Origin of the sequence: Rhizobium sp. CCGE531, assembly GCF_003627795.1 — a bacterium.
In the GTDB taxonomy this organism is placed as follows: domain Bacteria; phylum Pseudomonadota; class Alphaproteobacteria; order Rhizobiales; family Rhizobiaceae; genus Rhizobium.
Genome location: NZ_CP032686.1, coordinates 157810 through 183814 on the forward strand (window position 1 = coordinate 157810; position 26005 = coordinate 183814).

Annotated in this window: 9 protein-coding genes and 3 pseudogenes; 3 read left to right on the top strand and 9 right to left on the bottom strand. The window is 61.1% G+C overall.

Annotation, left to right across the window (positions count from 1 at the left end; all coding sequences use genetic code 11):
• Window positions 1-247: 247 nt before the first annotated feature.
• Window positions 248-1453: a hypothetical protein gene (locus CCGE531_RS27025; protein ID WP_120669683.1), complete on the bottom strand. Its 1206-nt coding sequence runs from the start codon at window positions 1451-1453 to the stop codon at window positions 248-250.
• Between the two features lie 241 nt (window positions 1454-1694).
• Here CCGE531_RS27025 and CCGE531_RS34460 point away from each other — a divergent pair, with 241 nt between their 5' ends.
• Window positions 1695-17486 (top strand): VCBS domain-containing protein, encoded by a 15792-nt coding sequence (locus CCGE531_RS34460; protein ID WP_162944043.1) that lies wholly within the window; start codon window positions 1695-1697, stop codon window positions 17484-17486.
• Between the two features lie 280 nt (window positions 17487-17766).
• Here CCGE531_RS34460 and CCGE531_RS27080 read toward each other — a convergent pair whose 3' ends face one another.
• The 5 genes and pseudogenes from CCGE531_RS27080 to CCGE531_RS27100 form a co-directional block, all read right to left on the bottom strand.
• The gene (locus CCGE531_RS27080) at window positions 17767-18153 is read right to left on the bottom strand and encodes a type II toxin-antitoxin system VapC family toxin (RefSeq protein WP_120669685.1); all 387 of its coding nucleotides are present in this window, start codon (window positions 18151-18153) and stop codon (window positions 17767-17769) included.
• Entirely contained in the window at window positions 18150-18350 is a 201-nt protein-coding gene (locus CCGE531_RS27085) for a type II toxin-antitoxin system VapB family antitoxin (protein ID WP_120669687.1), read from the bottom strand. The genes CCGE531_RS27080 and CCGE531_RS27085 overlap by 4 nt, the downstream gene beginning before the upstream one ends.
• Window positions 18351-18509: 159 nt before the next feature.
• A pseudogene (locus tag CCGE531_RS27090) lies at window positions 18510-20287 on the bottom strand (ABC transporter ATP-binding protein).
• Window positions 20288-20315: 28 nt separating this feature from the next.
• Window positions 20316-20692 (bottom strand): annotated as a pseudogene (locus CCGE531_RS27095) (glycosyltransferase family A protein); the annotation flags it as partial.
• Between the two features lies 1 nt (window position 20693).
• Window positions 20694-21403: pseudogene (locus tag CCGE531_RS27100) on the bottom strand (glycosyltransferase family 2 protein); the annotation flags it as partial.
• A 281-nt stretch (window positions 21404-21684) separates the two neighbouring features.
• Here CCGE531_RS27100 and CCGE531_RS27105 point away from each other — a divergent pair.
• Both CCGE531_RS27105 and CCGE531_RS27110 read left to right on the top strand, forming a co-directional pair.
• Window positions 21685-21936 (top strand): transcriptional regulator, encoded by a 252-nt coding sequence (locus CCGE531_RS27105; RefSeq protein WP_120669689.1) that lies wholly within the window; start codon window positions 21685-21687, stop codon window positions 21934-21936.
• A complete protein-coding gene (locus CCGE531_RS27110) occupies window positions 21936-22298 on the top strand; it encodes a type II toxin-antitoxin system RelE/ParE family toxin (RefSeq protein WP_120669690.1) in 363 nt (120 codons plus the stop codon). The genes CCGE531_RS27105 and CCGE531_RS27110 overlap by 1 nt, the downstream gene beginning before the upstream one ends.
• Before the next feature lie 178 nt (window positions 22299-22476).
• Here the strand turns inward: CCGE531_RS27110 and CCGE531_RS27115 are convergent, their stop codons facing one another.
• From CCGE531_RS27115 to CCGE531_RS27125, 3 genes are read right to left on the bottom strand one after another with little or no spacing between them, the layout of a single operon-like run.
• Entirely contained in the window at window positions 22477-23388 is a 912-nt protein-coding gene (locus CCGE531_RS27115; RefSeq protein WP_120669692.1) for an ABC transporter permease, read from the bottom strand.
• Window positions 23385-24485, bottom strand: coding sequence for an ABC transporter permease (locus CCGE531_RS27120; protein WP_120669694.1), 1101 nt, complete (start codon window positions 24483-24485; stop codon window positions 23385-23387). The genes CCGE531_RS27115 and CCGE531_RS27120 overlap by 4 nt, the downstream gene beginning before the upstream one ends.
• Window positions 24482-26005 carry an ABC transporter ATP-binding protein gene (locus CCGE531_RS27125; protein WP_120669696.1) on the bottom strand — a complete coding sequence of 508 codons (1524 nt, stop codon included), beginning with the start codon at window positions 26003-26005 and terminating at the stop codon, window positions 24482-24484. The genes CCGE531_RS27120 and CCGE531_RS27125 overlap by 4 nt, the downstream gene beginning before the upstream one ends.

Below are 26005 nucleotides of genomic sequence, written 5' to 3' on the forward strand. Positions count from 1 at the left end.
TCTCCCTGATTGGGAGAATAGTGCGCGATACTCCTGAATATGGCGTTCGGATATATAGATAAATTAAGTATAAATTAAGAGATCAAATAAGTATAAAATTGTGCGGAGTGCGATGGGAAACTATTAAGGATGATTTCGGCAAGGGTATTGAACTAATTCATCATGACGCAGGAGCGGATGAAGTGGCGCTACCGTGATGGCGACGGCGCGTGTCAGTACCTATGTGCGTCGATGACGCCTGCCTGCTTCAGAACGACTGTGAGGGCTGTGTGGAAATCCTTAGTTTGCCGCCCTCGATCGTATTGATCACCATTCTACGCTCCACCTGGCCGGCGGCGTTGAAGCGGAACAGCCCGGTCGTGCCGCGGAAGCCGACCTTGTTCCTCAGATTGGCCGCGGTGACGGCTTGCGGGCCCTGGGAACGGATGAGGCCAGAGGTGATCGCCATGGCGTCATAGCCATAAGCGCCGTAGGTCGTCAGCGGGTGGTTGAAGTGGCGCTGATAGCGCTCGGCGATGAGCCCGCTACTCTGCGTGTCGTCCGTCGCGACAAAGGCGCCAGCTACAGCCGGCATCGCATACACCGCTTGCGGCCAGCCGTTGGTGCCGACCATCGCCTGACCGGGAATGGCCGCGCTGCGTACGGCACTCGCCGCCAAGCCGATTTCCGAGGTGTTCCCGAGAATGACCACGATTTCGGCCGACTGGATGAGAGGTCGATTCTTGGCAAGGACATCAGCGGCCTGATCCGTTGCGCCGTAACGGCCCAGGCCCATGAAGGTGTTGCCACTATTCCAGATCGCATTGCCCAATCTCGTTGTGTCGGATTGAGAAAAATCAGCAGGCACCAGCGCCGATACCTTCTTGTGACCGGAAGGACCGGCCGCCTTGACGCCCTCCGTCGCGCTGTCGATTTCATCCGAGGCCAGGTTGAAGACCTCCCCGCCGGTCGCCGCAGTCGCAAGGTTAAGCAATGGGGGACGCTGGGTGGATGGAATGGTGGCGATGGAAGCCGTCTCGGCCGGCGGCAAATAGCTTACGATGAGCGCGGCATTCCGCCCCTTGGCCGCTGTGACCTGTGCGGCAACGCCGGCAAGTCCCGGGCCGACATTCTTGACGCGCAGCCGAACCTGATTGTTGCCGAGTTCACCGACGCCAAGGACCGCCCCGTCACGCACATCGCGGGCCGGACCTTCATAGAGACCGGCCGCACCTTTACGCAGCAATAGTGTGATTTCCGTGCCGCTGTCGCCGCCATAGGTCTCCTCAATGGCGGTGGACGGCATTTTTATGTCGTCTTTCTTGCTGTTGTTCTCCAGTCCCACACCGTCCATCTGACAGCCGGCGAGGCCGGCACAGAGGATGAGGGCGGCACCGCGTGCTGATCGTCGATGCGCTCTGCGCGGCAGCCACTCGGTCAAAAGGCTCAACGAAAAGCTGATCGCAAACGGCACAACTACTCCCCCGATTCTCTACGGCAGACTGCAACAGCCTATCGGGCCGCATTTGCACACCGCGACTGACGTAAAGTCAAGCGGTATACTTAGCGAGTTGTTCTTTGGTTGAGTTAACCATCGGTAAAATAATTCTGCGATGCTGCATAACCGGCTATATCGACGAGGTTAATGAAGTATTGCAATCGTCTCGCTCCCGTAATTGATTGCGGCAAATTATGAGACACCGGGAGCCAGACCTATGGACGACTTGCGCATTTCGACCGTAGACCACGAAGCTGCTTCGCATGATTTCGCATCAAGCGGCCGGGACTCGAGCGTTGCAGCCGATATCAGTGCCGATCATTCGCTGCCGTTGTCGCAGAATGCCGATATCGCCGCATTCGAGGTGGCACAAGCCGAGGAGCAGCAGGCGAATGGCAAGACGGGACGCCTGACCGCCAACGAGCCACAAGACAACGGCGCTCGCCAGCTGATCCAGATCGTGCCCGACAACGGCAATATCGTCCATCTGCCGCCGAACACATCTATCGACGACATCCACGTCGAGGGGCGTAACCTTGTTCTGATCCAGGCCGATGGTACGCGCATTGTCATTATCAACGGTGCGCTTCACGTTCCAACCTTTCTGATCGGTGAAGTCACGCTGCCGCAGCAGGCCGTGGTTGCCGCGCTGCAGCAGCAGGGCATCAACGTCGCTGAAGGTCCCGATGGCTCGGTTCACGCCGGCAACGGCACAGATTCCGGCCACCAGTTCACGGACAGCCAGGCTGGAAATCCGCGCGCGCCGCTGAACCTGATCGGCCTTCTCGGTCCTGGCGACTTAATCGGCGGCGGTAACGGCCGCAATCTCTCCGGCACCCAGACCCGTGTTCCCTTCATCGATCCGCAGGCGACCGAAACGGCTTCGCTGATCGAACGCGGCAGCAGCACTGGCGCCTTCCTCACGACAAGCGGCACCGGCCGCTTCGGCTTCGGCGGCAATAATGCCGCGATCACCACCGTCACCCTGGTTGGCGAGGCAGAAATCACCGGCGGCGGCACGCAGCAACTGTCAGGTCTAACCTCGGGAGGCGTTCCCGTTGTCGTCACCCAGAACGGCCAGACCGTCACCGGCGTCGCCAATGGGGTCACGGTCTTCACGCTGGTATTCAACGCTTCGACCGGGGACTACACCTTCACTCAGCTCGCTGCCCTCGACCATCCCCGCGGCGCCAATGCGTCGAACGATGTACTTCAGCTTCAATTCCGGTACACGGTCTCGGACACGAGCGGTCATACGGTTGCGTCCATCGCGAATGTCGACATCACGGACAGTGCACCGGCCGCGGCCGTGGGGTCAGCGGGTTCTGTTACCGAGGCGGCGCTGGCTGCCGGCAACGGAGCCCTAAGCCATGACACAGGCGCCGCGACGGCCACCGGCTCGCTTAACATCTCCTGGGGTGCTGACAGCGCCAATACCAACCAGGGCGGCCTGGGCGATCGCTCGGTTGCCTTCACTAATGCTACGGTCGCGACACAGGGTCAGGATGGCGAAGCGCTGAGCTCGCATGGTCTTGCCGTTCACACGGTGCTCTTGGCCGATGGCACGCTGGTTGGTTACACCGGCGAGGCCGCTCCAACGGCAACTTCAGCATCAAACGTCGTCTTCTATGCCACGGTCTCCGACACCGACAACGGCCACTACAACTTCACCCTGGTGCAGTCGCTCGACGACGCCAAGGGTTCGGATGCCATCACGCTGACCTTCGGCTACACGGCCAAGGATTCGGATGGCGATGCCGCCTCGAACACCTTCACTGTCACCGTCGCCGACGACAAGCCTGTCGCAGCTGCCGGCGATGCAGGCTCGGTCACCGAAGGCGCACTTGCGAGCGGCAATGAGACCCCGCATGTTGGCACCGATGCCATCGCCACCGGCTCGCTCAACATCTCGTGGGGTGCCGATAACGCCAACACCGATCAGGGCGGCGCTGGCGACCGGTCTGTTGCCTTTACCAGTGCCACGGTCACGACGCAGGGCCAGGACAGCGAGGCGCTGAGCTCGCATGGTCTTGCGGTTCACACGGTGCTGCTGGCCGACGGCACGCTGGTTGGCTATACCGGCGAAGCCGCGCCGACGGCAACTTCCGCAACCAACGTCGTCTTCTATGCCACGGTCTCGGACACCGATAACGGCCATTATAACTTCACGCTGGTGCAGTCGCTCGACGACGCCAAGGGTTCTGACGCCATCACGCTGACCTTCGGCTACACGGCCACCGATTCCGACGGCGACGCCGCCACGAACACCTTCACCATCACCGTCGCCGACGACAAGCCTGCCGCGTCGGCCGGCGATGCAGGCTCGGTCACCGAAGGTGCACTTGCGAGCGGCAACGAAAATCCGCATGTCGCAGGCGATGCAATCGCCACCGGCTCGCTCAACATCTCGTGGGGTGCCGATAACGCCAACACCGATCAGGGCGGCGCAGGCGATCGTTCTGTTGCCTTCATCAATGCCACAGTTGCGTCAACGGGTCAGGACGGCGAAGCGCTGAGCTCGCATGGTCTTGCCGTTCACACGGTGCTGCTCGCCGATGGCACGCTTGTCGGTTACACCGGTGAGGCCGCGCCGACGGCAACCTCTGCAACCAACGTCGTCTTCTATGCCACGGTCTCCGACACTGACAACGGCCATTACAACTTCACCCTGGTGCAGTCGCTCGACGACGCCAAGGGTTCAGATGCCATCAAGCTGACCTTCGGCTATACGGCAACCGATTCTGACGGCGATAGCGCCCAGAACACCTTCACAGTCACCGTCGCCGACGACAAGCCTGTCGCCGCAACCGGCGATACAGGCTCGGTCACCGAAGGCGCACTTGCGAGCGGCAACGAGAACCCGCATTCCGAAAGCGATGCGACGGCGACCGGCTCGCTCAACATCTCCTGGGGTGCTGATAACGCCAACACGGATCTGGGCGGCGCGGGCGATCGGTCTGTCGCCTTCACCGATGCCACGGTCGCGACACAGGGGCAGGACGGCGAAACTCTGAGCTCGCACGGTCTTGCTGTGCACACGGTGATCTTGGCCGATGGCACGCTGGTTGGCTACACCGGCGAGACCGCTCCGACGGCCGTCGCAGATGCCAAGGGCGCGGTCGGCTCGAACATCGTCTTCTATGCGACGGTCTCGGACACCGACAACGGCCACTATAACTTCACGCTTGTGCAGTCGCTCGACGACGCCAAGGGTTCTGACGCCATCACGCTGACCTTCGGCTATACGGCAACCGATTCCGACGGTGACGCCGCCCAGAACACCTTCACCGTGACCGTCGCCGATGACAAACCTGTCGCCAGCGACGTCACGGTCGGTACCGGCAACCTTTACGATACCACGCCGGCAGAGCAAATGCCGCTCCGCCCACTCGTCGAGTTGAGCGAAGGGCCGAAGTCGCCGGAAGGCGCCGCCGACTCCGTCAGCGGCGGATCGGGCAGCTTGTTTACTGCCGGCGCCGACGGCTTCCAGCAGGTCACCTTCACAGATCCGGCCGGCCTCAAGGGCATCTACATCGATGCCAACGGTGTCGCTCACAAGGAAGGCCTGTCCTATAGCACCACGACGGACAATCTGGGAAATACCATCTACACCGCAACTGGCAAGGAATCGGGTCAGGTTCTCTTTGCCCTGACCGTCGGTGCCGACGGCAGCTATACCTACGTGCAATCCGGCGCGTTCGCCGATGCCAAGGGTTCAAACAACGAGAATTTCAAGATTTCCTTTGAAGTCACCGATGGTGATGGCGACAAGGCGGCAGGCTCGCTGACGCTCAACGTCGCCGACAGCCTTCCGGTCGCCAATAATGTAACGGTCGACTCAGGCAGTCTCCATGACACCACGTCGACCTCCTCAGGGACGAATCCGCTTACCGTCCAGCTGCTTATCGAGCAGCCGAGCGAAGGCTCGACGCCACCGGATGGCGCTAAGAGCGGTTCCGACAGCGTCAGTGGCGCATCGGGCAGCTTGTTCACAACCGGTGCCGATGGCTTCGCGCGGCTGACCTTCACGAATCCAACCGGTCTCAAGGCCATCAACATTGATGAAAACGGCGTCGCGCACACGGAAGGGCTGCGTTACGGCACCTCGAGGGACGATTCCGGCAACACGATCTACACCGCGACCGGCAAGGATTCCGGCCACGTCATCTTCACGCTGACTGTCCATGCCGATGGCAGCTACACCTATGTCCAGTCCGGCGCCTTCGCAGATGCCAAGGGCTCAGACAACCAGAATTTCAAGATCGGCTTCGAAGTCACCGATGGTGATGGCGACAAGGCAACGGGCTCGCTGACGCTCAACGTCGCCGATAGTCTCCCGGTCGCCAGCGCTGTCACAGCTGAGCACCTCGTCAACGACGATATGTTCACAGGCGGCAATCCCGACAAGACTGACGAATACAACAGCGTCAGCGGCGCATCGGGCAGCCTGTTCAACATGGGCGCAGATGGGTTCAAGCGTGTCACGATTGCTCATTCGGATCTGCCGCAGCTGACCACGATCTACACCGATGCGAACGGCGTCGCGCATCAGGAAGCCGTGATCTGGAGCAAGGCGCCGGTCGCCGACGGCAGCACGACCTGGGTGGCCAGCAGCGCGCATCACGAGACCGTTGCCACATTAATCATCAATGCCGATGGTTCCTACACGTTTTCGACCGGCGCGCCGCTTGCGCATCCGGCCGCGCAAGCCGCCGAAGAGACCTTGTCCTTGACGTTCAATTTCACCGTCACCGATGGCGACGGAGACAAGGCAACGGGTTCGCTGACGATAGGCGTCAAGGATGACGTGCCGGTCGCTCACACGGTTGACAATACCGCCTCGCCGCTCAACGACGACGCACAGATCGGCGGAAACCTGGACGCCAACGACGCCAATGTGCATAGCGTCTCGGGCGCTGCCGGTGCGCTGTTCAGCGCTGGTGCTGACGGTTTTGCAAGCGTCTCGATCGATCAGTCCAGCCTGCCGGCTTTGAAGACGATCTATGTCGATGCCAACGGGTTCACGCAGCAGGAAGACGTCACCTGGGGCAAGCCGACGATTTCCGACGGCGCAACGACCTGGGTTGCTTCCAGCGCAAATCACGAGACCGTCGCCACGCTGACCATCAATGCCGACGGCTCCTACACATTCAGCACCGGCGCGCCGCTCGTCCACCCGACCGCTGGCACGACGGAAGAAGGCTTGCCGCTGACCTTCACCTTCACGGTGACTGATGGCGACAACGATACATCGACCGGCTCGCTGATCCTGCATGTTACGGATGACGTGCCGTTAGCAAGTTCCGTCACCATCACCAGCGTGATGCTGAATGACGATGCCCTGAAGGGCGGGAACCCCGACACGGTCGGCGTAGCGGATACCGATACGGTCAGCGGCGCAAGCGGCACGCTCTTTACGGGCGGTGCGGATGGCGTGCATCAGGTGACCCTCGGAACAACGACGGATTTCAGCGCGATCTATACCGGCAAGGACGGCTTTGCCCATGTCGAGTCGGTCGTCTGGGGCAGCCCGACGACGACGGCGGGCGGCGAGACGATCTGGGTGGCGACGGGCAAGGACAGCGGCCAGACGGTCGCGACGCTGACAATCGGCACGGATGGTTCCTACAGTTTCACGCTCAGTGCGCCGGTCGCCCATGCGGCAAGCCTGACCGCGGAAAATACACAGGATCTGACCTTCAACTTCACTGTCACCGATGGTGACAGCGATACGGCCAGCGGCTCGCTAACGGTCACCGTCAAGGATGATGCACCGATCGCCTATAAGGTCGATGCTACCTCGACGCCGCTCAACGACGATGCACAGGCACATGGCAACCTGGACGGTGCCGCAGACGCGAATTCGATCAACGGCGATGCAGGGGCTCTGTTCTCCGCCGGTGCCGATGGCGTCAAGAGCGTGTCGATGGACAGCCTCCCGACACTGAAGGCGATCTACCTCGACAGCCATGGCATCGGCCACCAGGAATCCGTGACGTGGGCGTCGTCTTCGGCGAACGGTGTGACGACCTGGACGGCAACCGGCGCCGCCAGCCATGCCACCGTTGCGGTTCTGACTATCAATTCGGACGGTTCCTATAGTTTCACCGCAGGTGCGCCGCTTGTTCATTCGACGTCGTCGACGACCGAAGACAGCCTGACGCTGAATTTCGGCTTCACCGTCACGGATGGTGACGGTGATACAGCGAAGGGTTCGCTGGCGATCGCCATCACCGACGACGTTCCGGTTGCCTCCGGCACGACCGCCGCGGTCAGGGCAGACGAAGGCGACATTTACAATCTCCTGTCGCATGGCAACAGCCCGCTCGACGGCGCACATGACGGATCGTCCTCGCAGCCGGCACTGTTCGGCTTCGGCTTTGCTGCCACGGTATCCGGCTCCGTTGCGTCCACCGTCTCCTTCGGTGCCGATGGCGCAGCGCTCGGCGGCGGCTTCAGCTTCACCGCCAATGCGGCGTCGACGCTTGCCGCTCTGCATCTGACTTCGGGTGGCGAAGCGCTTTCCTATGCCGTCGTCAACAATGTGATCGTCGGCTATGTCGATAACGATCACCATGGCGGCTACAATCCGTTTTTCGACCGTCCGGTCCTGTCGCTAACGCTGTCCGGTGACGGCGGCTTCACCTTCCAGCAGTACGATCAGCTCGACAACGTCGCCGGTGCCGGCAACGACCTGCGCTCGGGCAGTGGCTCGATCTCGGCCATCGACTTCGGGTCGGTCATCCAGGCGACCGACGGCGACGGCGACAGCGTAACGCTGACCGGCGCCTTGAAGGTCACCATCGTCGACGACGCGCCGAAGGTCGATCTGGCCCTGACGGGTTCGATCACGATCGACGAGAGCGGCAGCGGTGACAACGATGTCAGTGCCAGCAATTCGGTCAGGAACTTGTTTGCCGGCATCACCGGTGGCAACGATCCGCACATGTCGACTGTTTATGCGCAGCACAATGTTGTCTCTCCGTCGGTCTCGATGGGCGCTGATGATGCGACGGGCGCGACAAGCAGCCTGACGCTCCATATCGACAACCCCGACTCCGGCCTGACGACGACTGCAGGTCAGGCGATCACGCTCTCGCAGCTCGCCGACGGCACGGTTGTCGGTAAGATCGCCGACGGCGAGATCGCCTTTGCGATCCGTATCGACGACAGCGGCAAGGTCAGCATCGCCCAGTACATGGCGCTCGCCAATCCGAACCCATCCAAGTCGGATGGCGACTTGGTCGATCTCAGCGGCAAGCTCTCGGCTGTGCTGAGCGCGACCGATAGTGATGGTGACACCGTCAACACGTCCGTTTCCATTGGCAGCGGCATTCGCTTCGATGATGACGGCCCGTCGATCGGCAACGCTGTCTCGACGAAGACTCTCGCCGAGCACGACCTTGTGACAAATTCTGGTTCACTGTCGCCCTCTGGCATCAGCACGGGTACGGCTGCGCTCAATTTCGCCTTTGGTGCCGACGGCCCTGCTGCGCATGCGGTCACCTTCGTGACGCGTTCGAACGGCAGCTATTTCACTGCGAGCTACGGCAACAACCAGACGCTTGACGCGACCAAGCTCAGCTCTGGCGGCCATGCGTTGTCCTACGCGGTCAGCAGTGACGGTATGACGCTGATCGCCTATACCGGCAGCAACGCCACCGACCAGTCGGGCTGGGTCTTCAAGGTCGCCCTGTCCCAGGACAGCGGCCACGCCAGCGGCGCCTACAACTTCACGCTTTACAAGGCGCTCGACGACGTCAACGGCCAAACCAACCTCTCGGATATCAAGCTGACTTTCCAGGTTGCCGGCCATGACGGCGACGGTGACACGACGAAGGGGACACAGAGCTTCTCGGTCGATGTTACCGACGACGGCCCGTCCATCTCGTCTTTCGCAGTCGACAAGACCCAGGCGATCACCGTGGACGAACACGGCCTGACGCCTTCCTCCCCGGTCAGCGCCACGACCGGAACGCACTCGATCGTCACGGCGGTCGTCAATGCAGGCGCCGATGGCCTTGCCTCGCAGGTCTATTCCCTGCAGGTCGGCAGCAATGCGAATTCCGGCCTATCGACCATCGACAATCATGCGATCACCCTGCAGCAGCAGGCTGCCGGTACGGTCAACGGCGTCTATACCGGCGCCGACGGCAAGACGCACATCGCCTTTACGATCTCCATCGACTCCGGCAGCGGTGCACTCAGCGTCACTGAGAATGTCGCATTGAAGGACATCGCCAACAACAACCCGGTCGACCACCTGAACCTTGCAACCGGTTCCCTGAGCGCAGTGGTGACGGTGACGGACGGCGACGGCGATAAGGCAAGCAAGTCTGCCGACCTGTCTGGCGTCATCACCTTCAAGGACGACGCTCCGACCATCGCAAGCGTGACGATTAATAGCGTCGGTGAAAACGACCTGGCGACGACGCATCCGTCCGCCACGGGCTCGCTGGCGATCAGCTTCGGCGCCGACGGCGCCAAGAGCGTCGCCTTCAGCAACGCATCCGCCGCAAGCAACGTGACAGGCCCGAGCGGTCTGTCGTCGAACGGCAAGCCGCTTGCCTATGCCTTCATCGGCAGCCTGCTGGTGGCCTATACGGGAGCGATGCCGACGGAGGCGGATGCGGCCAACGTGGTCTTCACCGTAGCGCTCGCGCTCGCAGGCTCCGGCTCCTATACGTTTACGCTGCTCCAGCCGCTCGATCATTCCGACGCCATTGCTTCCAATGGCAGCCATGCGATCGATCTGACCTTCGGCTACACGGCCACGGACGGCGACAGTGATACGGCAAGCGGCAGCTTCACGGTCGAAGTGAACGCAGCCGGCACGGTAACCGCTCAGACGATCGACTACTCCGCCGTCTCGACCGGCGTTACCGTGAACCTTTCCGACGCCAGCCAGACCATCGGCTCGCAGACGATTGCCGCCAACATGGCAACCGATGCCGGCGCGGTCCATGTTGTCGGCAGGGACAATGTGGCCGGTATGACGCATGTCATCGGCACCAGCGGCGACGACACGCTGATTGGCGGCGCTGGCGACACGCTGACGGGCGGCGCAGGCAACGATACCTTCGTGGCTGCCGGCGGAACGGTCACCGTCACCGATCTTCACGACAAGGACATCGTCAAGGTTTTGAACGGCGCGACCGCTGCCATCACCGCCACCGGCGACTGGACCGCAACGAGCGACACGGTCAACAGCGGCACGGCAACGATCAATGCCAACGGCCATAACATCGACCTGTCGGCTGCCGGCGGCAATGGCTGGACACTGACCAATGCCGGCAATGCAACCGGCGTAACCCTGGTTGGTTCGAACCACGGCGACACCATCATCGGCGGCTCCGGCGACGACATCATCAAGGCGGGCACGGGCTCTGACACCATCGATGCCGGCGCCGGCAACGACAAGGTCTATCTGTCCGCCGATATTGCCGATGCCGCGGCCTATGGTCCGCGCAGTTTCGATCTCGGTGGTGGCATTAAGATCAATGTCTCGCTCGACCACATGTCCGGCACCGGCGATAGCGTCAACGGCGGTACCGGCGACGATACGCTCTATCTGCAGGGTTACGGCACGAACGGCTACGTCCTTGACTACCGCTCTACCTCTGGCCTGCAGCTCCAGGGCGTCGAACACATCGTTGGCACCGACAGCAACGATCTGATTGCGGTTTCCAAGACCTATATGAGCGATGCAGTCGGCGGAGGTGTTACCATCGACGGCGGTGCGGGTGACGACGTCATCTTCGGCGGCGCTGGTAACGACACCCTGATCGGCGGCGCTGGCAACGACATCATTGTCGCCGGCACGGGCAACGACACCATCCTCGGTGGCACGGGCAGCGACAAGATCTACTACACCGTAGGTTCCGGCACCGACCGCATCGATGGCGGTGCGACCCTGGTTGGCGGTAAGGAAACCGACACAGACGTACTGCATATCGTCGGCGATGGCTCCGGCCACACCTACACGATCGGCGAGACTGCCGTGAGCGACGCCGGCAACATCGTGTCGGCTGACGACCATGCCGATCTGACCATCGGCATCAGCGGCACCGGCAGTGTCCGTGCCGACGGTATCGAGGACCTCTACCTCGATCTTGGCGGCAGCGCCGGCAACACGGTCGTCTTCGGCAATGTCAGCGATACGGCGCTGGCGCCCGACACGATCGTCGTCAACAGCGGCAGCGGCAACGATACGTTCGACATGACCGGCCTCACCGGCAACGTCCACATCGTCATCAACGATAGCGACCCCGTTGCAACTGCAGGCAGCGACACCGACACGCTGAAGCTTGCCGGCAAATGGGCCGACTGGACGGTTGCTCACACCGGTCTCGACGACGGCACCGGCAGCTACACGCTGACGAATGGCACGGAGACGATCACCGTCTCCAATGTCGAGCAGTTCACCTTCATGGGCGAGAACGGCGGTGCCGGCGGAACGCTGTCGCTCAGCCAGCTGATGAACGTCGCGCCTGTGGCAAACAACTTCACCGCCTTGAGCCCGGTAACCGAAGACAGCTCCAGCGAGAGCGTCGAAGGTTTCATTCTGCACGGCAATCATGCAACGGATGCGAACACCAACAAGTTCGATACGCTGACGGTCGTCGGCATCAGTGCGGGAACGACGCCGTCTGCGGTTGCCAATGTGGCGAGCTCTAGCGGAACCGTCGTTGACGGCACTTATGGCAAGCTGACCATCTACGCCGACGGCACCTACAGCTATACGCTCGACGACACGAAGGATGCGACCAACTCCCTCAGCCAGGGCGAACAGGTCAAGGAGGTCTTCGACTATACCGTTCAAGACGCCCACGGCGTCCAGAGCTCCGCGACGATCACGATCAATGTCGTCGGTACAAACGATGCGCCGATCGCCGTTGCCGAGGCGGCTTCGGTGACCGAGGACGCAGCAGTCACGGCGACCGGTAGCCTTCTTGCTGGGGCCAGCGACGTCGACCACCTGGATGTTCTCTCCATCGCCAAGGTCGGTGAAGTTACCGATGGCCATGCAGGCGTTGCCGGCACCTACGGTACGCTGACGTGGGACGGCACCAGCGGTGCATACACCTATGTCCTGAACAATGCCGATCCGGCCGTGCAGCATCTCATCCCGAACGAGACGCTGACCGACAAGTTCACCTTCACGATCACCGACAATCACGGCGCCACCAGCACGCAGACGCTGACGGTGACGATCAACGGTTCCGACGACTTCCCGGTCATCATCGGCGCGCAGGACCCTGCTGGCCATGCCGTTGCCTCGAACCTTCTGGTCGACGGCGATTTCGCCCATGCAACGGCATCCGCCTGGACGAATGGCGGCGGCTTCATCTGGGCGACGGAAGGCACCGGCTGGACGATTTCCGGGACCGAACCGGGTCAGACCGGCGTGCGCCTTGAAGAAATTGCGAGCAACTATAACGGCGTTACCTCGTCCAATGGCGCGCCGATGGTTGATCTCGGTGCTTCTCCGGGCAATATCGCGATTTCGCAGGCCGTTCACGGCTTGACCGATGGCGCCAGCTACGTTCTGAGCTTCGAATATGGCACGCCAGCCAATGGCACCGCAGCCGTACAGGTTTGGTGGAATGGCACGCTGGTCGATACGCTGACGCCCACGCCCGGTGCTGGCCCGATGTCAACCATCAGCTTGGCGCTGACGGCACAGGGCAGCGACAACACGATCTCCTTCGTCGAGGTCGGCACTGCTAGCGACAACACCGGCACCTATCTCGCGAACGTCTCGCTGACCGCAGCATCGGCAACCTCGCTGCCGGTCATCGCCGATGCGACGACCGAGAATGAAAACCATAATTTCACCTTCGGTTCCGCCCAGTTCAACTATGGCGCCGACGGTCAGGGCACCACGGGTGCGCTTACCTTCGACACCGCGCATGCGGTGGTCTCCGGTCCACAGGGCATCATCCTCGGCATGCCGCAGCTGAGCTTCGACGGTTCGACCATCACGGTGACCCCGGGCACGGCCTTCGACGCGCTTGGCGCTGGCGAGATCGCCAAGATCAGCATTCCCTTCGAAGTGACGGATCGCAACGGCAGCGTTACCTCCGGGGTTTACGAGCTGACGGTCACCGGCACCAACGATGCTCCCGTTATCCTGGCATCGAGCCAGACGAGCGGTTCGGTCGTCGAGCAGGGCCTGGATGCGACCGGCCATGCGGTTGGGACATCGTCCGCTTGGGGCGTCATGGCAAGCAGTGATGTCGACCATGGCGATACCGCGACCTGGTCGATCGTCTCGGGCCAGACGACCGTGTCGTCGATGCAGGGCACCTACGGCACGCTGCAGATGGATGCGAGCACCGGCAAGTGGACCTACACGATCAACGAAACGGCGGCCAACTCGCTGCAGCTTGGCGATCAGAAGGTAGACAGCTTCACGGTCGAAGTCGCGGACGGCCATGGCGGCATTGCTGTGCAGCAGGTCAACATCAACGTCATCGGCTCGAACGATGCTCCGACAATCACGGTTACCAATGGCGATAGTGTCAGCGGCAACGTGACGGAAGCCGGTGTTGGCGTTGCCAACGACAGCGCTCACAATACGGTTTCCGGCCATCTGACCGGGGCCGATGTCGATAACACGTCCCTGACGTGGTCTGTGGTTGCGAGCAGCGGCCAGGCGGCCAATCAAGATGGATCGGTCGCGGGCGCTTATGGCAAGCTGAGCGTCGGTGTGGATGGTACCTGGACGTATACTCTGGATCAGTCGAAGGCTGATTCACTAACGGCCTTGGATCATCCGCAGGAAAGCTTCACGGTTCAGTTGAGCGATGGCCAAGGCGGCGTCACGACGCAGACGGTCGTGGTGACGGTTAACGGCACCAACGACGCGCCGACGATCTCGATTGCCAATGGCGACAGCGTGAGCGGTGCTGTGACCGAGGCCGGCATTAACGTTGCCGACGACAGTGCTCATAATTCGGTTTCCGGCCATCTGACCGGGGCTGATGTCGACAACACGTCGTTGACGTGGTCGGTGGTTGCGGGTAGCGGTCAGACGACCAATCAAGGTGGGTCGGTCACCGGTGCTTATGGTACGCTGAGCGTCGGTGCGAATGGCACCTGGGCCTATGCGCTGGACCAGTCGAAGGCCAATTCGCTGACGGCTTCGGATCATCCGCAGGAAAGCTTCACGGTTCGGTTGAGCGATGGCCAAGGCGGCGTCACAACACAGACGGTCGTGGTGACGGTAAACGGCACGAACGATGCCGCCTCGATCTCGGGCACGGCGACCGGTTCGGTTACCGAGGATGGCCAGTTGACGGCGAATGGTGTGCTGACGGCTACCGACGTCGACAATGGCCAGAGCCATTTCCAGACACCGGCATCTCTGACCGGCACCTACGGCACGTTCGCCTTCAATGCGACGACCGGTGTTTGGGGCTACACCCTCAACAACTCTGCCTCGAATGTGCAGGCATTGAACGGGGGGGTGACGGTTACGGACAAGCTGACCGTAGCGTCCGCAGACGGAACAGCTTCACAGGATATCGTTGTAACCATCCACGGCACCAACGAGTCGGTCTTGGCGCCAAGCATCAGCAGGGTCACCGACAATGTCGGGTCGATCCAAGGCAGCTTGGCTGACGGTGCGGTGACGGATGACACTAACCTTGGTGTCCGCGTGAGCCTGACCGGAACCGGTGCCGTAAACGGTGATACGGTGCAGCTCTATAACGGCACGACCGCACTCGGCTCGGTCACGCTGACGGCGACCAACATCAGCAATGGATATGTCGATATTACCACACCGACGCTGACGAACGGATCGACTTATAACTTCCGTGCCTCTCTGACGGATGCGGGTACCACCAGCCCGCTGTCGACGAGCGGCGCGTATGATATCAAGATCGATACGACTCGCCCCACACTTGTCATTACGCAGAACAGCGGCGTGATGACCTTCACCTTCAGCGAGGCGGTGTCTGGGTTCAATAGCAATAGCGTTACTCAGGGTAGTAATTATTTACTATACAACTTTTTTCATGTTGGCGTGAATGCCTCCGGCCAGGACATCTACACGGCGAATATTTTCAACTGGAACAACGGCTGGAAGTCTGCCTCGGTTTCGGGGAGCAGCTATACCGATCTTGCGGGCAACGTCGGGACAAACAGCAATGTGTTGACATTCAAGCCGGCCGGTGTCTCCGGCGAGGCCATCAACCTCGCCCTTGCCGATCCGTCAAATCACGTCGGTACGGTGACGATGAGCATTGCCGGAGTACCGGCAGGCTGGACGCTGAGCGAAGGCACGCATAATGCCGATGGCACCTGGTCTGTAGTGACGAACAATCCGTCGTCGCTGATGGTAACCTCGCCTGATGGTGCAACCGGCGCGGTGGTCCTCCAGATCACCGAGACCTGGATCAATCCGGACGGATCGATTGGAATGGCCACTGTGTCCGACAACGTCGAAGCCTATGCCAAGGGCGCGCCGATTTTCGCCTGGTCTGGCGACGATACGCTCACGGCATCGAGCGGCAACGACACGCTGGTCTTCGCGAACACCATCGGCACGGACGTCGTGCACAACTTCGATACGGCGCATGACAAGATCGATCTGGTCGGCTTTGCGGGCTTCTCAAGCTTCGCGGACGTTCAGGCCCATCTGTCGAGCGATGCGTCGGGCAATGCCGTCATCACGCTCGGCGATGGCGAGACCATCACCCTGACAGGCGTCAGCGCCGCGTCTCTTACCGCGGACGACTTCCTCTTCAACGAGACGGTGGTGACGCACAATACCGGCGACATGGTGCTTAGCGACGGCGCCCTGATGCCGTTCAGCGGCACGCTCGACAACACGGGCAGCATCCATATCACCTCGGCCGGTAGCCAGACAGCCTTCGAAATCGTGCAGCACGGCCTCACGCTGACGGGCGGCGGCACGGCGACGCTGTCCGACGATGCGTCCAACATGATTTTCGGCAGCAGCGACGATGTCACGCTGACCAACGTTGACAATACCATCTCCGGCGCCGGTCAGATCGGCGATGGTCACCTGACGCTGATCAACGAGGGCACGATCATTGCCGACGGCAGCCACGCGCTCGTCATCGACACTGGTGTCAATGCGGTCAGCAATACCGGCACGCTGGAGGCGACCGGGACCGGCGGCCTCGACATACACAGCGGCGTCGTCAATGACGGCCTACTGTGGGCAAATGGCGGCAACATTCATCTCGACGGCAATGTCAGCGGCGGCGGCACGGCGCTGTTGTCGGGTCACGCCAGCCTCGAAATCGGCGGCTCGTTCAGCCAGGCGATCACCCTGAGCACGGACGCCGAGGCCACCATCACCATCGACCATGCGGTGGCCTTTACCGGAACGATCGCAGGTCTCGATGGCAACGATGCCCTGCGGTTTGGCGACATCTCCGCTGCAACTGCAAGCTTCTCCTATACCGAGAGCGCGGCGAAGACAGGCGGCGTGCTGACCGTCACTGACGGCACCCATACTGCGTCCATCGGCCTCAGCGGCGAATATTCGGCCAGTGACTTCTCGCTCGGTCACGACGGCGCATCTGCCGAGATCGACTTCAGCGGGATCGGTCACCTCTACGGCACCGACGGCAACGATATTTTGACGAGCGGTGGCGGTTACACCATGACCGGTGGTGCTGGTGTGGATACCTTCGTGCTCGATGCCAAGGCTCTGCACAACCTCAACATGGCCGATGTCATCACCGACTTCAGCCCGAAGGGAGAGGGCGACAAGCTGGATGTCTCGAACCTGCTGAACGCGCTGGTCGGCGAACATCCGGGTATGACCGAGGCGAGTGCAGTTGCGTCGATGACGGCAGCGGTCGATACCGCAACCAATTCGACGAAGATCAGCGTCAACACCGGTTCGGAGACGCATGTGGTGGCCACGCTGCAGAACTACACGCCGACGGGGCATGACGCCGTGCATGTGCTGTTCAACAATCACGATGAGCAGCTTGCCACCCATACCCAGACCGCTGGCGCCTGACGCCTTTCGGTTGGCACTCAAATTTCGAAGCGGCGCGTCTCGAACGCGCCGTTTTTCATTGAAATTGATGCTGCCGACATGGCACAGCGATGCATCGATCGGGAGGCATCTCCTTAATGGTCGGAGCCTCCAGCCACGCAGCATATTAAGCAACTCCGGTCCGGCCCACGCAAGTCCTCGAAATCCGATGCCGGACATCGCCATCATCGATAAATGCCGCCTCTTTCAAGAGAAGGGGGTCGTAAAACCTATCTGAAGGATTAGACCTATGGCATCAGCCTTAGTGATGAGGCGCGTTGACCGGTATATGCAGTGAGGCTCCTGCCTTGTCGGCCGCTGCCCGCAGGCGCTTGTCTCTGGTCCATAAGGACGCTTTGTGGTCGAGAAGAACAGACGCCAGCAAGTGAGCATCCGTGTAGCCAATGCCCATGCTGAAAATACCATGTCGATCGATCATTATCATGACTTCGTCATGCGTTGCGACGACCGCACCGCGCTGGGCCGATAGGAAAGCTATCACGTCACCGCGATCGCGGAGGCTGCCAAGCGCCAGCTCGCCAATCACAACCGGATGGCAGAGCAGACGATCATCCTCGATAATCCTGCGCAGCTCTGTATCGGCAGATCGGAAATGATCAATCCAGATCGAGGTGTCTGCAAGTATCACTTAGCCGCTGTGCTCCGGCGGCGCGGAGCTGCCTCTGCCTCAGGCATGGTTCCTCCAAGCGCGATGAGGCGTTTTCCGGACTCTACGCGAACAAGCGTCTCCAATGCCTGGCGAACGAGCGCCGCAGTTTCCTTGATCCCAGTCAAGGATTTCGCCCTATCCAAGAGTGCATCGTCGAGATTGATAGTAGATCGCATTAGCCGGACCCCTTACTGGAGCACATCAAATAGCACCAGTTGGTGATGAAATCTACGCCTCATTTCTGCTTCCATGGGCAAGGGTATAGCCTGAAATCCGGAGAAATTGCGGGGTCCAGTGTTCAAATTGGTTCAAGAGCGCCGCATATCCGCTCGAAACTATGGCAGCTCCTGCTCATAAAGCTGGTCCATGCTGAGCGATGCGACTTCGGCAAATGCCGTCTGGTTGCGGACACGCCCGCCGCTGAGGATGACAACGTCGTCGCAGAAAGAGATCGTGCTGCGATGGTGACTGATCACGATCGTTGTCCGGCGGCCGGCGCGCAATTTCAGCGTCTCGACGATGGCGGCTTCCGACAATCCATCCATGGCGTTGGTGGCTTCGTCCAGAATGAGGATATCGGGATCGCGGACGAGCGCCCTTGCGAGCGCTATGCGCTGCCGCTGTCCGGCCGACAGGCTGGCGCCCCTGTAGCCGACGAGTGTTGCATATCCCTCGGGGAGCTTTTCGATGAATTCATGCGCTTCGGCAAGCCTGGCGGCCTGTTCGGCCTCGGCGGGCGAGGTGTGCTGTCCGTAGGTGATGTTTTCGAGAATGGTGCCGTCAACCAGTTCCAGGTCCTGGCTGGCAAGCGCGAGCCGGTTTCGCCATTGCGTGGGATCGATGCGGCTGAGCGGCGATCCATCGATCAGGATTTCGCCTTCGTCGGCTTCGACAAAGCGGCACAACAGGTTGACGATCGTCGTCTTTCCCGCACCCGATCGGCCGATGAGGGCGGTGGAGCGACCGTGGCGAATTTCGAAACTGGCGGAGCGCAGCACCACCGGCCGTGCGGCGGAACCTGGATATCTAAAGGTCACACTGTCGAATTTTATCTCTCGCCCCAGTCCGGGGGCCGGCAGGTCTCCAGCCGGCGGCTGGGGCTTGTCGGAGGCATCCAGCAGCCAGCGGACTTCTTCCAGCGAACCGCTCCAGCCCTGCATCTGGCTCCATGCCTGCTGCAGAGCGCGCACATGCGGCTGCAGCCGGTATAGCAGGACCACGAAGGCGACGATGATCGGAAAGCTGACGTCCCAGGCCCAGGCGCCGACGACCACCGCCAGGAAAAGCGCCGAATGCAGCACCTCGGTCAGCGGCGGCAGCGCGCCCTGGCGGGTCTGCAAAACGAAGCCCGCCTTCCTCACGGCATTCGATGCGCCGTCGAACACGGCCTTTTCGCGCCCCTCCTGACCGAAAATTCGGATCAGCCGTCCGGCATGAACGAGATGCAGCATTTGGCTGGCAAGTTCATTGTTGGAAGAAGCGACTTTGCGGCTCGGCATTTCAGGCTGGCGGAGAGGCCGGCATGCGCCGCCTGGACGAGGATAAGGCCGAGCGCGACGCAGAGCGTCATCTGCCATGACAGCAGGAGCAGAAAGGCAAGCAGAATGATGGCCGCCGACGCATTCACGATCGCCGCAAGCACCGTCTGTATCGCATCCGATGCCCGCCAGGATTCGTTGGAGATGATGTTGAGCAACCGGCCCGGGCTTTCCTGCAGGAAGAATGGATATCCGATCTTCAGGAGCTGGTCGGCGAGCGCGCTGCGGATCGCATGGCCGGCCTTGCCGTGTATGAAGTTGGTAAGAACCGTATTGGCGAAGGCGAGAATGTTCTTCAGGGTGATCAGCACCAGGATGCAGGCGGCGATGGCCATCATCCGTTGCCGGTCGTCCAGACCTGAGCCGGCCTGCTGGAAGAGCGCGGAAAATCCGCTCAGTCCCGTCGGGGCCTTTTCGCCACCGATGATGCCGAGCATAGGAATGATGAGGCCGATGCCGGTGCCTTCAAGCACGGCGCCGATCAGGCCGAGAACGACGACGACAGGCAGGAGCCGGATCTGCCGGCCAAGCGCCTGTCGCAGGAGTTGCAGGCCCGGCAGGAGGAGTTTCAGCATGCGGATCTCACCTCAACGAACGGTGGAGGTCCACTTCGCAATCGTCGTCGATGAAGATCAGGATGCGCCCGCGAGACCGCTCCATCCCCGCATTGCGGGCAGCGGCCAAGCCAGGGCGACGTTCCACCACCGGTATGATCTCGATGCCCGACGTGGCGGCGATCTGGGCCAGCGCTCGGCGGCATCGTCGGTCGAGCCGTTGTCGACCACCACCAGCTCGCTTGTTATCGAGCCATGCGCGCGACTGGCTGCTTCGATTGATCGAATGCAAGCTTCGAGCGCCTGGGCGCGGTTGCGGGTGCAGACGATGAAACTTGCCGCCGGGGCGCGACCGACGGAGGGACGAGGGTGCTTCGCGGCCTGCCGCGGATGCTCCCGCGAGATTTCAGAACCCTCGCCGGCCATGTCAGGCAAGCCCCTGCAGCGGCAGCACGCTGCTTGCCGGCACCGATTGCCGATATCTCGCCAGGGCGTCGAGGCGCAGGCTCGCATCGCTCCAAAGGCGGCTGCACTAGGGCGCATAGGTGGCGGCGCGAAGCCCATATCGCTCGCGACGCCTTATCGTATGCCATTTGCCTGTCTGTGTGAGGAACTGATGCGTCAACGCGGGTTGCTTCTCGTCCGCGATGAGCTGGTAGAGGAAATAGAAGAAGCACATCAACCCTTCCTGATGGCTTGCGGAAGCCCGCATGCCGCGCGCGGGATCCTTTCTTCGATGGAGAGTAGACAGTCGGCGGCACGGGAAACCGTATCCGGCGTCACCGCCGCACCGATATCGTGCAGGGCATGGGGACCGTCGATCAGACCTTCCAGCTGGAGATTTTCCGCCGCGATCGCCAGATGTGTGCGCCGCATCGGCCGCTTGTGCTTGTTGGTGACGCTTTCGTCGTGAACGCGATAGGCAACAAGGCTGTCGTCGATCATGGCAGCTGGAAATTCGCGGGTGATCCGTCGGAACAGATCGAAATCCTCGGCATGCACATAGCTTGCATCATAGGCCAGCATGCCAGCCGGAATGACGTTGCGGTTATACATCAAGGTGGAATGCATGAAGACGGTGTAAAACATAGACAGGACGTGCCAGTCGGCCGACTGATGGATCGGATTGGGCGTGCCTCCGTTTGGTCAACCCTTTGCTTATATTATGCAATTATCGAATGATTTTCAGAGCCGTGAAACATCCCTGAGCTGCGATCTCGGCCATCTTTTTCGTTTGCCTCCGCTTTATTCAATCACCGGTAGACAAGGAGCTTCAAGCCGTCACCGATGGTTCTCTGCCGACGACATGCTGATGTGGAGCCCGGGCAGCGGCACATCTCTCCAAACATGTGTTGTGATGAATATTGACAATATATGCTACGCACCCCACAATTAGGGATAACGAAAGGATAGTTCCGATGGCGTCGGGTAGCATTCATGTGAAGGTCAGCGGTGCGCTGCAAGACCATATCCAGCAGCAGATTGGCGACGATGGCCTCTATGAGAATGCCAGCGAATACATTCGTGCCTTGATCCGTCGCGACCTGCAAACCCGTGATGAGGCATGGGATACGCTTCAAAAAGAGCTTGCACCTGCCCTACGGGCGGATGACAGCGAATTTGTCACCGTCACCGCCGAGGATGTTATCAGCCGCAATAAGCGCCGCTGATCATGGCTTATCGGTTCTATTCGCGCGCGGATGCTGCGCAGGACAAAATCTGGCGGGATACCGTTGAAAGGTGGGGTGAGAAGCAGGCGGTGACTTATATCACCGGATTGCATACGCATTTGCAGCGGTTATGCGAGGAAAAGGCCATTTGGAGGAAGCTCCCGCAACGCCTTGCCGTTCCTGCCGATGTGAAGCGCGAGGCCTACTTCAGCCGCTACGAGCATCACTACGTCTTTTTCCGGGAACTCGATAACGGTGATCTCGGCGTGATGAGCATTTTGCATGAACGCATGGATGTGCCGGTGCGTCTTGCCGAGGACCTGGCGGCTCTTGTCGGGAAAGCGGAGCATTTCAAGGCGTAGGGCTGGGCGCGGCGGTTGCATTGCTATCGCCTGCGATAGTAGGCGTCCCATGCCAGCTTAATGTGGAAGAACAGCCATTCGCGGCGGCGGCCGTAAGCCGGGCTTGGGCGACCAGGGCATTCGTTGAGGTGGGTTTCACGCTGGAATTTCACAAACCAGGCAGGCGGATGATTTCGGCTTACCGTTCGAACGGCTCACCGAGGGAGGCGACGCCGTTGAGCTTCAGCAGGCGGCGATCTGCCGAGATGATGCCGAGGACGATGATCGTCACGAGATAGGGCAGGCATGCCAGCAGTTGCGAGGAAACGGCAAGTCCGCTTGCCTGGGCGGCAAGCCCCATCAGCGATACCGCGCCAAAAAGGCAGGCACCTAGGAAAATCCTCGATGTCAGCCAGGTTCCAAAGACAACGAGAGCAATGGCAATCCAGCCACGGCCGGCGATCATGCCGTCGGCCCAGAGTGGTGTGTAGATCGTTGCGGCGTAGGCGCCGGCAAAGCCTGCCATCATGCCGCCGAATGCAACCGCGGCGAAACGGATCGCGATGATGGGATAGCCGATGGCATGGGCGGCTTTCGGATTTTCGCCGACGGCGCGAAGGATGAGGCCGATCTTGCCGTAGGCAAACAGCGCCCATATGCCAAAGGTCACGGCAAGGGAGATCCAGACGACGATATCCTGATTGAAAAGGCCCCCAATGACGGGAATGTCTGAAAGCCCGGGGATCGCGATCTTCGGCAGCGTGGTGACGGTCAGGCTTTCATAGCTCTTGCCGAACAGCGCCGAGAGGCCCTGACCGAGAATCCCGAGCGCAAGGCCGGCTGCGACCTGGTTCGCGTTGAAGCCCAGAGTGATGCCGGCAAAAATCATGGAGAGGAGAGCGCTTCCGAGACCGGCCGCAAGGAAAGCGAGGAAATGGCCGCCGCCGTGATAAACGACAATGAAGGCGATCACGGCGCCAAGCGCCATCAACCCTTCGACGCCGAGATTGAGGACGCCGGCGCGTTCCACAACGAGCTCACCTAAAGCTGCCAGCAGAAACGGCGTTGCGGCTGCCAGCATGCCCGCGAGAATGAACTCCGCAGCACTCATGATGCACTCCGGGCGGAAATGGGACGCCATATGATGCGATAGCGCACGAAAGCCATGGCGATGAGATAGATGAGGAGCAGGCTGCCCTGGAATACGCGGACGGCGGCGATGGGCAGATTGGCGGAGACCATGGCATTGTCGCCGCCAATATAGAGGGCCGCCATGATGATCGAAGAAATAACGATGCCGATCGGGTTGAGACCGCCAAGATAGGCAACGATGATGGCCGCGTAGCCATATCCCGTCGAAATGGAACGCTGCAGCTGGCCAAGCGGTCCGGCAACTTCGGCGGCACCGGCAAGGCCGGCCGCCGCGCCGCCGATGACCAGCGAGAGCCAGATTGCCCAGCTCTCCTTGAAGCCGGCATAGCTTGCAGCCCGGGGAGCCAGTCCGCCGACCTGCAATTTGTATCCGGCAAAGCTTTTCTGCATGAAGATCCATGCCGCGATCGATAGGCCGGCGGCGAGGATGAGCGAAACATTGACGCGCGTTCCTTCGAACAGGATTGGCACCATGGCATCGTACTGGAACATGACCGACTGCGGGAAATTGAAGCCGTTCGGATCTTTCCACGGGCCGAGAAGCAGATAATTGAGCAATTGCGCGGCGACGAAGCTCAGCATCAGCGAGACAAGGATTTCATTGGCATTGAGCCTGACGCGCCAAAACGCGGTCAGAGACGCCCATAGCGCGCCGCCAATGGTGCCGAGGAGGAGCATCGTCGGCCAGATCCATTGGCCCGTCGCCTGCGGCATCCAGATGGGTATGGCAGAGGCGAAGATCGCACCGAGAATGAATTGGCCCTCGGCCCCGATGTTGAAGACCTTCGCCCGAAAGCCGATCGCCAGGCCCTGTGCGATCAGAAGCAGGGGGCCGGTCTTCAGCAACACTTCTGAGAAAGAGGCCCAGGAGAAGAACGGCTCGATCAGCATGGCATAGATCACCGCTGCCGGATCCCTGCCCATGGCGACATAGAGGCTCAGATTGAGAGCGATGGTGACAACGAGGGCGATCGGCGGCGCGAGCAGCTTCGCGGTGAACGAGGCTCGTTCCCGGCGGACCAGGGTGGGCAGGGCGGCGGAGAAGGGGCTGCTCATGCGGATAGCTTCTCCCGTTGGGGCTGTGCGCCAATCATGTATCGACCGATCTCTTCCGGTTGGGTGTCGCGTGTGACGAGCGGCGGGCTCAGCGTGCCGTGGTACAGAACCTGGATGAAATCGCTGAGCTCGAACAATTCCTCGAGCTCTTCCGATATGATGAGAATGGCCATGCCTTGATTGCGCAGCTCGATCAGCCGCTTGCGAATGGCCGACGCCGCGCCGACATCGACGCCCCAGGTTGGCTGGGCAAGAAAGAGCAGTTTCGGCGCCAGCATGATTTCGCGTCCGACGATGAACTTCTGCAGGTTTCCCCCGGAAAGCGAGCCGGCTTCCGCATCCGGGCCGCGCGTGCGCACGTCATAGTCCCGGATGCACTCAGTTGCGAAGGCGGTGGCCTCGGCGCTGTCGAGGAGACCATGTCGCACAAGCTTCAAGGGATGCGCCGTCAGCAGGCCATTGAGCGTCAATGACATTTCAGGGACTGCGCCGTGGCCGAGCCGGTCTTCCGGGACGAAGGCAAAGCCCAGCTTTCGGCGGCTGGCAGCATCGAGGCTGCCCACATCCCGCCCCATCATGAAGATCTGGTCGCGCTTGTCCCGGGGCAGGGTCGTTTCCCCTGAAATCAGCGCGGCAAGTTCCTTTTGTCCATTCCCGGAAATACCGGCAATACCGAGAATCTCGCCGCTGCGCACGCTCAGGCTGATGGTTGAGAGCGGCGCTGCGAAAGGATCGTCCGGCCGGTAATCGAGACCAATGATCTCCAGGCGCTTTTCGCCCTCGGCCAAAGGCAATGCGGGTATCGGCTCCGGCATGTCGCGGCCGATCATCATGCGGGCGAGATCATGGGCGTCATGCTGGCGCGGATCCACATGTCCGGTCACGCGTCCGCCGCGCAGGATGGTCGCACGGTCGCACAATGACTGGATCTCCTCCAGCTTGTGCGAGATGAAGAGGATCGACACGCCGCCGTCGCGCAGCCGGCGCAGCGTGTCGAACAGCTTTTCGACGGCCTGCGGCGGCAGGACCGATGTCGGCTCGTCGAGGATCAGCAGTTTCGGATCGGTCATCAAGCACCGGATGATCTCCACCCGCTGCCGCTCGCCGACAGACAGTTCATGCACATGCGCCAGCGGATCGACTTCAAGTCCGAACTCATCACCCAACTTGCGGATGCGCTGCGCAAGTTCGGCCCTTCGGCCTGATACGATGAGGCGAATGTTTTCGACCACCGTCAGGCTCTCGAACAGCGAGAAGTGCTGAAAGACCATCCCGATGCCGGTACGCCTCGCCTCGGCCGGAGAGGCGAGGCTGAGGGGTTGTCCATGCCAGGCGACGGTCCCGTCGTCCGGTTGTTCGACGCCGTAGATCAGCTTCATCAGGGTCGATTTGCCGGCTCCGTTTTCTCCGAGGATGGCATGGATCGAGCCGGGAGCTACGTCCAGATCGATATGCTGGTTGGCATGGACCTGGCCGTAGCTTTTGGAGATGCCGCGCAGCGACAGCAGCGGGATGGTCAT